Source organism: Rhodococcus sp. NPDC079359 (assembly GCF_040702585.1).
Classification (GTDB): Bacteria; Actinomycetota; Actinomycetes; order Mycobacteriales; family Mycobacteriaceae; genus Rhodococcoides.
The window spans coordinates 474,383-486,046 of sequence record NZ_JBFBLH010000002.1; the positions used below are offsets into that span (position 1 = coordinate 474,383).

Sequence of the window (11,664 nt, forward strand, 5' to 3'; positions counted from 1 at the left end):
TCTCTCCAAGTATTCAATGATCAAGCTAGCAATTTGCTGACATCCATCAAGGATTGGACTGTGGGGATTCGGTCCAGCTGCGAACCGGAAATCGAAAGTGGGGAGGAACCCCACCCCGTCCGCCGCCAGCGCTACCCGAGCTATGTCCCTGTAGTTTCTTTCGACATCCCCTTCGATGCTGTTCGCCCCATTCAATATCCCGACCACAAGAATCGGGATCCCTGGAGCGTTCGCACGAACCGCAGTTATTGCATTCTGCACCCCCACCACCAAAGATCCGGATGAGCTACCAACGTCTGCCGCACCCGCCTGCAAAACTATAAAGTCGAAAGGTTTGCTTCCAGGCCCCAGCATTCTACTGGCGCGCTGAGAAACAACGGCACCTGGATCGCCGGCACTGACGGCATACCCAGAAGACGGGACGGCATCGACGGTAATATCCCAGTTGAGCGATGTCGACAAGATGTCGGTGTAGGACTGTTCAGAATCGCAGCTTGACCCTACTGCCGACTCATCGGAAAGAACAGCAACCCGCAGTTCCTTACTATCGACCCCAGGCCGTAAGGGGCCGAAGGGAGCCGACTCGACCACCGGATCGTAAGTTGACTCATACGGTTCTGCATCTGATGCGCAACTCACTGCAAGGACAGCAGCTGCTACAAACACCAGCAACCTACAAGCCGCCCTCGACGCGACGCTCACCTGGCAACATCCAGATCGTAAGGCCAAAACGAAACCTCTCGCAGATCTAATACTCAACACAACCTACCGCTACGGACCGGCTGCAGACAACAAACGGCAAACGGCAAATCTGTGCAGCTCTAGGATGCCACAGAAAGCAGTCCACGCCTTAGAGGTTCTTAAACTATGATAGCGCTTGAGGAACATACCGTACGCGCCGAACTTGCCGTAGGGACACCCGGTCGGGCCCAACAGTTACTAAGAACGACGGTTTACTGGAAGGAAAGCAGTCTCCATGGAGCGCAAAGGACGGAATTTGGTGACAGAACGAACAAGTGTGGGCGGAGTTCCATTCGAGGTCACAACGCTCGAAAACGCTACTCAACAGGTACTTCGAGCCGCAATCGAGCGATCACCCATTCCGGTCAGGCTTTCGAACGCCTACTGCGTTGCACTAGCATCCAAGGACCAAGACTACCTACAACTACTGAACGCAGACGGGCTCAATTATCCTGACGGCACCCCGATCGTGTGGTTCATGAGGCGCGAATCGCAATCACTCTCGAAACCCGGTCGCGTCAGGGGGCCCTCGCTATTCCAGTCAGTCTTAGATTTAGGTCGAACTCCGGGAGTCAAGCACTTTTTTCTCGGCACGACAGCGAGAACACTCGATCTTCTCACAGACAATATGCAGCGAAAATATCCAGGACTTCTCGTGGCGGGATCGTACGCTCCCGAGTATGGACCCCTGTCAGACGAATTCTTTGATGAGTGTTGTGAAAAAATCGCAGCATCGAATGCCGATCTCGTATGGGTAGCGTTGGGAACACCAAAACAGGATATTGCCGCAGCGAGGATATCAGCCAGGACTGGCAGAGTAGCCGTCGGCATCGGTGCCGCATTCGACTTCTCTGCCGGAACAACAAAAGAGGCGCCGCTTGCATTCCAAAAACTAGGTCTCGAATGGCTCTTTCGGCTAGCGAGCGAACCGCGACGACTGTGGCGAAGGTACTTAGTTGGCAATGTTGTATTTTTGCGAACAGCAACCAAAAGCAAGTCGGCATCGCAATGAAGATTGCAATTCTACACAGCTACTATTCTAGCGACTCACCAAGCGGCGAAAATATTACCGTGGACGCGCAAGCGGCCGCTCTCTTGAACCGGGGACACACAGTTAAAGTCTTGGGTAGATACACCGACAGCGAGTCGAGTCGTGCCTTATACCCCCTGAAAGCTGCAGCCGCCGCCTCCGGCATTAGCGGACCGTCACCACTTTCAGACCTCCGCGAGTTCAATCCCGACGTAACCCACGTGCATAACCTCTTCCCGAACTGGGGTTCCCGTTGGATGAGAGATTGGAACGGGCCCATCATCGCAACTATGCACAATTACCGCCCGCTCTGTGCGAACTCTATCCTCTGGAGAGACGGGCATGACTGCACGGAATGTTTAGACTTTGGTTCACGGTCAGCACTTAGACATAAATGTTACAGAAACTCATCGCTGGCAACAGCACCTCTGGCATTTGCCTCGCGGGCACGGGGAAAACACTCCGATGTACTCAATAACGTACAGGCGCTCATAACGTTGAACTCGCAGGCCGCGAAAGTGTTCCAAACAATTCGCCCGACGGTACCTATTCAGGTCGTACCAAATTTCTCACCAGCAAAACCGTCGATGAATAACCCCATGCCCGATGGATTCACCTACGTAGGTCGAATTACGCAGGAAAAGGGGTTGATCTGGCTTCTGGAGCGTTGGCCGCAGGGCCAAAAACTACGCGTTGTAGGCACCGGACCGTTAGAACAGGAAGTGAAAGAAGTAATCTCACGACGACGTCTGACAGCAGTCGTGATGTTGGGTCTACTAGACACCACCGAAGTCATTCGTCACATCAGGGACTCATACGGTCTTCTGCTTCCGAGCCTTTGGTCTGAGGGCCTACCAACAGTTGCGCTTGAGGCATTGTCGGTGGGCACACCATTGTTGGTATCTAATGCATGCTCAGCAGCTAAAGAACTGACCACTGATGGCGCTGGAATGACGTACTCACCTCAGACTACAGAGGCACACGACGTGGAATCGATGCTAGCAGAACTCCAGACCAACCAAGGTACATATCGCCAGTGCGCAGGTAAACTCTACTGCGCCCGCTATTCTGAATCTGCGTGGATTGAAAATGTGGAAGAGATATACAATATGGCTATAGCCGCGCGAAAGAACAATTAGCAGACATTCGAGCCCATGAACTCGGTAACGAATATAGAATCCGGAAAGACTCCATACATCTGACTGACCGTTTCAACACATACTATCCACTAAGAGGGAACGACAGAAACTTCATGGTCGATACCAGTCGCCCATAAGGCGAACAAACCGGGCCTCAGACCATTGCCCTGCGTATGCGGGATTTTGAGAGTTGGACACCAAACCATTAATAACGTTTGCTAACGCCCGCGGATCGTTCGCCACGGAATCTGACACTACTTCGCCCCCATATAATACTTTGCGGACTAGGCAATCAGCCCCCGAACCATCGACGGCAACAACCTGAGTTCCACAGGCCAAAGATTCAGCCACAACCCAGCCGGCACCTTCCCGAGATGCCAAGTGAAGCAGAAGACTACTTTTCGCCAGAAGATGCAACACCTCTTGACGAGGAATCTTGCCCGTAAACTTAATCCTGCCACTAGCTACTAAAGGGGCAAAGCTTTCCTCAAGGGTGTCCCGGAGAGGTCCATCACCTACGAATACCATCTCAGTGGTGATCGGTAAATACTCTGCAGCCATACATGCAAGTCGCGGGCGCTTCCGTTCGATCAACTCACCTACCACGATAACTCGATCTCCATGATTTGGCGTTAACATCCGTGTTGCTCGCACCGACGTAACTACCTCATCATCGACTGAGCAATTCTGCTCTACGAAGCTTGAGACTCTCCCCCCGATCAGTTGCTTCGCAACCCAATCAGTCTGAGAGACAACCACTGAAACCCTGCGCGCTAGCGCAGTAAACCAAAGCGATTTTAAAACCCGCAAGCTTCTTGATTGCCATGATTGACCGGTGTTCAAAGCAACACTGGAGCTACCAACCGGACCCCAGATTGTTCTAACCTTAGTCCTAGACAAAAAATGCACTGCACCGGGCATCGCGTCTGACGCCATCGTCATATGATGGATAGCCGCAACTGAATTCTCTCGCGTAAGCCTTCTCACGCGCACCCATACCCGAGCCTGCCATACCAAAGACTCAAGTCGAAAACCCATCGAGGAACCGAGGGCTTTCGACTTCCAGCCGTCGACACCGATAACACGAATTTCACCAACGCCACGCGATAGCATTTGCTGTACATCAGCTGAATGCTTAGTTCGCGTATAGACCACCAGACCGAAACCCTGGGTAGCCGCAAATTCAGCCGCTGACCTAACCAAGGCCGCACCGGCACCGGCTTCTGAACCGAGGTTTGGATCTGCAGCAAACGCTAGGCACACAACTACGGAACGGTTCATATCGGGTACCATCCTCTCATGAGCCTAAAACGACAAGTTTCAGCCGACCTGAGCAGAATATACCAGACTACGTCTGCAGTATCCGCACTCAAAGCATTAGCACTTTCGACAGCATTCAATGCTGCTTTCCTCTATCGACTGTCCCATGCCGTGTTTCCAAAAAACCGCCCCATTGCGCTGTTGATAGCCAGATTAAACATTGCACTGAACGGGATAGATATTGATCCAAGAGCATCCATCGACGATGGAATTCTGTTTCAGCATCCGACCGGTGTTGTCATAGGAGGTGGCGTTGAGATCGGTGCCTACTGCACATTGATGGGTGGCATAACGATAGGGCGGAAGAAAATTGGATTCGACAGTCACGAAGGCTACCCAACGATTGGTGCGGGTGTCGTCGTTGGCGCGAACGCATCCATTCTGGGCGAGATCAAGGTAGGAAATGAATCCACTATCGGTGCAAGCAGTGTGTTGCTAGCAAGCACCGAGGACGGATCAGTCTGGGCTGGAAATCCGGCCAGGATCATACGGGCCACGCAAAGAATAAACTAGAGCAGCATAAGTCGATATTACGCCGGTAATTGCACCCGCCGCAATCGCCAGTGCCAGGTCGTCAGGCGCAGGCCGTAGAACCAGCACGGCTAGGGATGTGTAGGCACACACCGCTCCAACTACCTGCCCGTACAGGCTCGTACCGCCAAGCTTAAGTACCCTGATTAGGGCCCCGCCTGGCTGGCCTACGATAACAGCGACGGTTACCACAGCAATAGGTATCCACACATTGTTCACGTACTCCGCCATGTCGCGCGGAACCATTCTTTCAACGATATAGTCTTGAGCCAGAACAGCACCGATTACTATCGTACCGGCTATCAGCAGAGCGCCCAGAACTAGTCTTTTTGTCAACGAGACTGCGTCCCGAATGGATTGCCGCGACAGAAGTCCGATCAACGTGGGCTGAAAAGCTAGACCAAGTACTGCTATCGGATTCAAAAGTGACTGGGTCAGCCTGATAGCCCCAATGATTGTCGGTCCTGAGAAACCGAGTGAGACTATAGGCAAGCATTGCGTGGCTGACGTGGCAATCAGAAACTGTGCACTGATCAACATTTCATACCTGCCCAGGCTCGATAGATAGCGCCTCATGGATACCTTGGCAGGTCGATACACTACGAATGCAAATACAAGCCACGGGAGATTTGATGCGATGGCCAGGACCACTACACCCAGAGTTTCGTCGAATGCCAATGAAGCCCCGAGGCATAAGAGTGCAGTGACAGCCCTTAACATGTCGACCACAGCTATCGCTCGCAGGCTCAAGCCGCCTGCGCCTGCGAATAGCGCGTATCGAAACGCGTCAGACGCTACAAATGTGACAAAGAACCACGCCGCCAAAGCCCCGTTCAGACCCAGTAGAAGGAATGCCGTGGGCAGTGTTACAACAGATAGGATCGCAAACAGATAACGTTGAAAAATCCAGTAGCCATCGAACGAGCCCTTACCGCCAACGGTCGCCAGCAACTGCTCGCCGAGTACTGACCGATTCATCGACATAACCAACGCAAGTACGATTGCGATTACGCTGATCCAGCCGTAGGCAGTAGGCGAGAACGCGTGAGCAAGCGCTAAAGTAATCAATAACGAAACGGCTGATTGGGATAACTGGCCTGCCGGATTCCACAGAGACGATATTAGTTTAGACAAGTTATCTGTTCCGTCCAGTTCGATCAGATCATATCGACTGCAGCACTGAACTAAATCTCTTAGTCAACGCCGAAGTGGTCGAACTGTTTGCAAACTGTTCAGCACTCGATTTGTCGATACTGCCCGCAGTAAGGCTGGCACGGACTAATACTTCTGCCAGTTGCGAGGCATATGGATACTCGAACGTATCACCAAGTTTCCACCGTCGTGTGCGCCAACCTACTAGACCGTGATCCGAGGTAATGACGGACGTTCCTGATGCTGCCGCACGAACTAAGACACCACTGGTCGCGTTAAACTTCTGATGGTAAGGCAAGAGCACTACAGAGCTCGCCGTCATGATCTGCGCCAGCTCTAAGTCGTTAACATAATAGTTGTAGTGCGCAAGGCTAGGGCCATAACAGGTCTTGAGTTCGTTTAAGTAGTGCTCTAGCGCGTCATCCACTCTACCTACAAGACAGATTCGAAACCCTTCCTCAGCGGCCTTGATTAGCGCTTCGGCCGCCACGTCGAATCCCTTGCGCTTGTCTTGAAATCCGACCAAGCAGACTATGAAGTCATTTGTATTCCAGTTGTGGTCCTGGGCTACACGGGCACCGCTCACCGAGCCAAACGGACCTGACCACGGGTCAGGTAATACTGAGTAAAATGGCTGTTGCACTCTCTCATCAAAACAACAAACGTTTGCAGCGAGCATGGCGCGTACGGACTGTACCAGTGCCCCCCGGACCTTTCCCGAGACATCCTGCGGGGATCCGAGCGCATCATCAACGCGGTATCTAATAAGCAAATACTTCCAACCTGGTGTCATAACACGCAGTATCGGCAGTAGCCATAGCCATTTCGTATAATCGTCAATTGCCGTGAACACAATCGTTCCCGACTTTTGCTTCGCGGTGCATCTTATCAACGTCACCAAACATTTAATAAAGGTGCTTAGTCGAATTTTTCCAGTTGCTTGCTTAGGGGAGCCGTCTTTCACCCTGATCACCCGTGTGGTCGCTGGGATCTCTGCATTAAACGACTCGAAGTCAGTGCCACCGAGGCGGTCAGGAATCACGACGGTGCAGGCCTGCTGCAAATTAGCCGCCGTTACGAGTGGTGCCAATACCTGCAACCTCGATGCAAAGGGGTTGGGCTCTACAAAAATTGTACTCATAATACGCCCCTAGTGCGATGTGCGGAGGGCCGCGACCTCAGCGTCGCATGATTTTTCTCCTCGATGAAACGCTTTGAGAATTCGGGCGCGCTAGAGACCACGGGCAATTGAGTGACTGACCACAATAGAGCCGCGTAGAAGAAGAAAGATTGTCCAAGTTGATCGAGCACTGGATTGAACAGCAACGTAATGGTCGCCGATATTAGACCCAGCAACGGAGATACATATGTCAGACCGCCGCTGGCAATGTTGTCGATCCCGGCAAGCGCACCTCTAAATACTAAACAACCGAACAAGACAATCAGGATCGCCCCACCGTATACCCCCAGGGTGAGCACGGAATTGTGCAGTGGCACGTTTGCCGACCGTCCGTCGATTAAAGCAGTCGCAGTTATAGTTTCTGATCCGTAACCTCCAAACAAGGGATTGGCTTTCAGCACGTCGAAACCCTGTGACCACAATTCTTCCCGCGTGTCACTATTGTTAGTGCGGCTTGCGTTTGAATAAAAGGAATTAATTATCCGTTGCCCAAAGATTAGATATCCGGTTGCCAACAATGGTCCGGCCAGAAATACAGCATATTTGAACGATCGACCCGAAATTAGATAGCTTAAGAGCAAGAGGGCTGCAGCCGTAAGAGCAATTAAAAGGAGTGTGGCGGTGGCATACCTGAGAGTGCTTACAATGATGGCGGCAATCGATACAATCGCTATGGTTTTACGGAACCTAGTCGCAAGGAGGCTCGCTGTTACAAGGATAAAGATAGTCTCGTGGTTCGCAAACGGAGGTGGTCCGCCTGTAGTCGCAGACAAAGCGTCGGATAGCGCTGCCGCCGCGAATAGCATCGCGATACCACTAAAGATCGTGCTGCGCCGCGTGTTTATTCGGACAAGATCGGTCAAAACAGTGAGAGGCGTCGAGCTTAGTCGGATGCCAAGAGGGCGCTTGTAGGCGGCGACGTAGAAAAGTAAAATTGCTGGCGGTAACGCCACAGCGTAATTGTCTCCGTTGAATGTGCCCATAATCGTACCGCAGGATATGTAAGTGAGGCACAAAAGGCTAAATCCATAGAGAAGCGCCGTCGTGGTTCGGGATAGTCCTTTGTATTCTCCGGCGAAAGTACCGATGGGCAGCAGCCGATCAACTTTTCGACGGAATGTTCCATCTATCGCGGCCGCAGCGCAGAGCCCCGGGACCATAAATGCATACCGCCACGGAGGTCCGCTGCTCACCCAGCCGGTGACGTCTGCGGTTGATACCACGAGGGCACTGCCGAGCGTGCAATATGGAATACCCAGTTGTGCTGTACGCGTCAGTGACCTGGCGGTTTCGCCCCTGGGTGATCGACCGAGAATCAATAGCCAACCGGCAATAAGAACTGCTAGTACTATCAACGCCGTGTTCGTATCAGATGTGACGAACAGGAAGGAGATGATTGAAGCGAGCCCCCAAAATCCTGCGTTTACATATCTACCGTGCATCGAGAATCCCGACTAGCTTCGTTTTCCAGGCCTTTATTTCGCCATGCGGTAAGGACAGCCTTGCCGGGTTGCGTACGGAGATTTTCTCCTCAAGATTTGCCCAGTCGTCTCGCGGAATTACCGGGAGCCCCGTATCGCTTGCGATTTCGGTGGCGCGGTTGTCAATCGCGACAATAAGAGAGTGCGCACCCAGTTGGTGGGCACGGACACCGGCATGGAGGCGGGTACCGACATAGTCAGCTTCCCCATGAGCCAATTTTTGGTTGAACCAACGTACATCTCGTTCACCCAACGTGACGTCAAGCCGTAACTTCTCAATGTAGGTTTGGTCTTTTTCCCCTTGCGGCCATACGTATATCTTGTCGTAGACTTGTCGAAGGGATTTGAAGAGGGCTAAGTCGGCTTCCACATGCCTCTTGTAGTCAGTAAGGGTTACCACTACAGAACTTTTCACTCTGGCGGATACGTTCACGACTTCCGGCAAGGCCCACATCGTCGGACACGCGGTGTTTATAGAGCTTATTCCTATGCTGGCAAGCTTTCGCTCGGTGTACCCATCCCTGACGCTGATAAATTCGTTCAGAAAAAGAGTTTGCCAGACCCTAGCTGACAATTTGTTTGTGTTTTTCTGATATTTCCACCAGCCAACACCCATTGGGATTGTCTTGCCTGCCAAGATTGACAGCAACTCTGGATCCAGCTTCCACTGCATGTAGAACGGCAAATTTCCGTTAAGTATATTGGTTCCGCCTACTATAAATAGATCGCATGATCGCGCTACCGCTCTCTCGGAACGGGTCATGAAGCGTTGAGTCGGTAGGCGAACAATGTGCACAGCTGGAAACATTTTGTTGAGCTCTGCCCTGACGGAATCCTGGATTATTGAGTCTCCCATGTTGTCAGAATCTAGGCTGGGGTCGAGCAGTCCGACTGTTCTCCCAGTGCTCACTTGTCCATCCTCGCTGCCGCTAGATTTCAGTCGTTCTTTGAAGTCGTTCTTAAACCTAATCAGTTTCCTTAATTTTAGTCGATTGATGGACCGGTTCCCTGGTCATCCTTGAAGTTTATCCCGAACTAGGTCCGCAGTGTCTCGACGTGCCCGCGGTACCAGTCGACGGTCGAAGCGATTCCTGACTCTAATCCGATCTGAGGCTTCCAACCCGCGTCCCGCAACTTATTCACGTCGAGTAGCTTCTGCGGTGTGCCGTCTGGCTTTGTGGTGTCCCACTCGGTCTCGCCTTCGAATCCGACTGCAGATGCCACAATAGCGGCAATTTCCTTGATCGTCGCGTCCTCGCCGGTACCAACATTCACCTGATCGGGCCCGTCGTAGTTCTCGAGCAAGTGGATACATGCGGCTGCCATGTCGTCGACATGTAGGAACTCACGCCGAGGAGAGCCGCTACCCCAGTTGGTTACAGTCTCGACACCGTCTCTTCTTGCCTCGTCGTAGCGACGAATGAGAGCGGGCAGGACGTGCGAGCCCTGTGGCGAGAAGTTGTCGCCCGGACCGTAGAGGTTGGTTGGCATCGCAGAGATCCAAGGCAGACCGTATTGCTTGCGTACCGACTGAATCTGCAAGATGCCGGCGATCTTCGCGATGGCGTACGCGTCGTTGGTCGGCTCGAGGTGCCCGGTGAGGAGGTACTCCTCTTTGATCGGCTGCGGAGCCAGCTTCGGGTAGATGCACGAAGACCCGAGGAACAACACACGCTGCACGTTTTGCGCCAACGCCGCGTCCAATACGTTTACCTGGATGCGTAGGTTGTCCGAGAGGAAGTCGACCGGGTACGTGCTGTTGGCCAGGATGCCACCGACTTTGGCTGCCGCTAGTACCACCGTCTTCGGCTTGGTCTCCTCGAAGAACGCAAACACCGCGTCGCGATCCTTGAGATCCAACTCGGACGACGAGCGGCCGATCAGGTCGCTGAACCCCAAGGCTTCGAGCTGCCGCCAGATAGCGGATCCGACCAAACCTCGGTGCCCAGCTACATAGAACGGCGCGTCACGATCCAGCGGACCTGGAGTGTAGTCGGACAACGCCGACCCCTTCGTCGCCACGGTGCTCATGCCCAATCCGGCAGTGCCGGCCGGTCGATCCACGGACGACCCTCATGCTCAAGAGCGGCGATATCGGCATCGACCATGATCTTCGCAAGCTCGGGGGTATGCACCGTGGCCTTCCACCCGAGCTTTGCTTCGGCCTTGCTGGCATCACCGATGAGAGCGTCCACCTCGGTGGGACGCAGGTAGCGCTCATCGAACTTGACGTGCTTCTCCCAATCCAGTCCGGCTCGCTCGAATGCCACGACGAGGAAGTCCTTCACCGAGAAATTGCCGCCGGTGGCCAAGACGAAGTCGTCCGGCTCATCGGCTTGCAGCATCCGCCACATGCCCTCGACGTACTCCGGCGCGTAACCCCAGTCTCGGATGGCGTCTAAGTTGCCCATGTAAACGTTCTGTTCCAGACCGGCCTTGATACGTGCGACTGCGCGGGTGATCTTGCGAGTCACGAAAGTTTCACCACGGCGAGGGGATTCGTGGTTGAACAGGATGCCATTGACGGCAAAGATGCCATACGCCTCGCGGTAGTTCTTGGTGACCCAATAGGCGTAGACCTTCGCTGCGCCGTACGGGGAGCGTGGGTAGAACGGCGTGTCCTCGTTCTGCGGGGGCGGAGTTGCGCCGAACATCTCGGAGCTCGATGCCTGATAGAAACGGCACTGCAAGCCTGCGAGGCGTACTGCCTCGAGCAAGCGGATGGATCCGACGCCAGTGGTGTTGCCGGTGTGCTCAGGCTCGTCGAAGCTCACTCGGACGTGCGACTGTGCACCCAGGTTGTAGACCTCGTCCGGCTGGATCTCAGTGAGCAGAGTGACCAACCGTGCGCCGTCACTCAAGTCGCCGTAATGAAGGAACAGCTTGGCGTCCTTGTCGTGCGGATCCTGATACAGGTGATCGATACGAGATGTGTTGAAGGTGGACGACCGTCGAATAAGGCCATGCACCTCGTAGCCCTTGCTCAATAGCAGTTCCGCCAAGTACGAGCCATCTTGGCCGGTAATGCCGGTTATCAGTGCGCGTTTCATCTTTCCACTCCTCTAAGGCCCAGCACAGATCTGGCTTGTT

At 53.5% G+C, this 11,664-nt stretch carries 9 protein-coding genes; 3 read left to right on the forward strand and 6 right to left on the reverse strand.

All coding sequences use genetic code 11. The features are described from left to right. Positions 1–976: 976 nt before the first annotated feature. On the forward strand, positions 977–1,753 hold the full coding sequence (locus AB0362_RS06885) for a WecB/TagA/CpsF family glycosyltransferase (protein WP_366235270.1): 777 nt from the start codon (positions 977–979) through the stop codon (positions 1,751–1,753). Next, complete coding sequence (locus AB0362_RS06890) at positions 1,750–2,910, forward strand: glycosyltransferase family 4 protein (RefSeq protein WP_366235271.1); 1,161 nt, start codon at positions 1,750–1,752, stop codon at positions 2,908–2,910. The genes AB0362_RS06885 and AB0362_RS06890 overlap by 4 nt, the downstream gene beginning before the upstream one ends. Positions 2,911–3,021: 111 nt before the next feature. Here the strand turns inward: AB0362_RS06890 and AB0362_RS06895 are convergent, their stop codons facing one another. After that, positions 3,022–4,191, reverse strand: coding sequence for a glycosyltransferase (locus AB0362_RS06895; RefSeq protein WP_366235272.1), 1,170 nt, complete (start codon positions 4,189–4,191; stop codon positions 3,022–3,024). 18 nt (positions 4,192–4,209) lie between these two features. On the opposite strand from AB0362_RS06895, the gene AB0362_RS06900 reads away from it, so the two are divergent. Continuing rightward, a complete protein-coding gene (locus AB0362_RS06900) occupies positions 4,210–4,743 on the forward strand; it encodes a hypothetical protein (RefSeq protein ID WP_366235273.1) in 534 nt (177 codons plus the stop codon). Positions 4,744–5,923: 1,180 nt separating this feature from the next. Here AB0362_RS06900 and AB0362_RS06905 read toward each other — a convergent pair. From AB0362_RS06905 to gmd, 5 genes are all read right to left on the reverse strand, one after another. Then, entirely contained in the window at positions 5,924–7,054 is a 1,131-nt protein-coding gene (locus AB0362_RS06905) for a glycosyltransferase (RefSeq protein WP_366235274.1), read from the reverse strand. Then, positions 7,051–8,535, reverse strand: a complete 1,485-nt coding sequence (locus tag AB0362_RS06910; RefSeq protein WP_366235275.1) for a hypothetical protein — start codon at positions 8,533–8,535, stop codon at positions 7,051–7,053. Before AB0362_RS06910 ends, AB0362_RS06905 begins: the two co-directional genes overlap by 4 nt. Continuing rightward, a complete protein-coding gene (locus tag AB0362_RS06915; RefSeq protein WP_366235276.1) occupies positions 8,525–9,484 on the reverse strand; it encodes a polysaccharide pyruvyl transferase family protein in 960 nt (319 codons plus the stop codon). Before AB0362_RS06915 ends, AB0362_RS06910 begins: the two co-directional genes overlap by 11 nt. Positions 9,485–9,609: 125 nt before the next feature. After that, a complete protein-coding gene (locus tag AB0362_RS06920) occupies positions 9,610–10,605 on the reverse strand; it encodes a GDP-L-fucose synthase (protein WP_366235277.1) in 996 nt (331 codons plus the stop codon). Continuing rightward, positions 10,602–11,624, reverse strand: coding sequence for a GDP-mannose 4,6-dehydratase (gene gmd, locus AB0362_RS06925; protein ID WP_269602746.1), 1,023 nt, complete (start codon positions 11,622–11,624; stop codon positions 10,602–10,604). The genes AB0362_RS06920 and gmd overlap by 4 nt, the downstream gene beginning before the upstream one ends. Positions 11,625–11,664 lie beyond the last annotated feature (40 nt).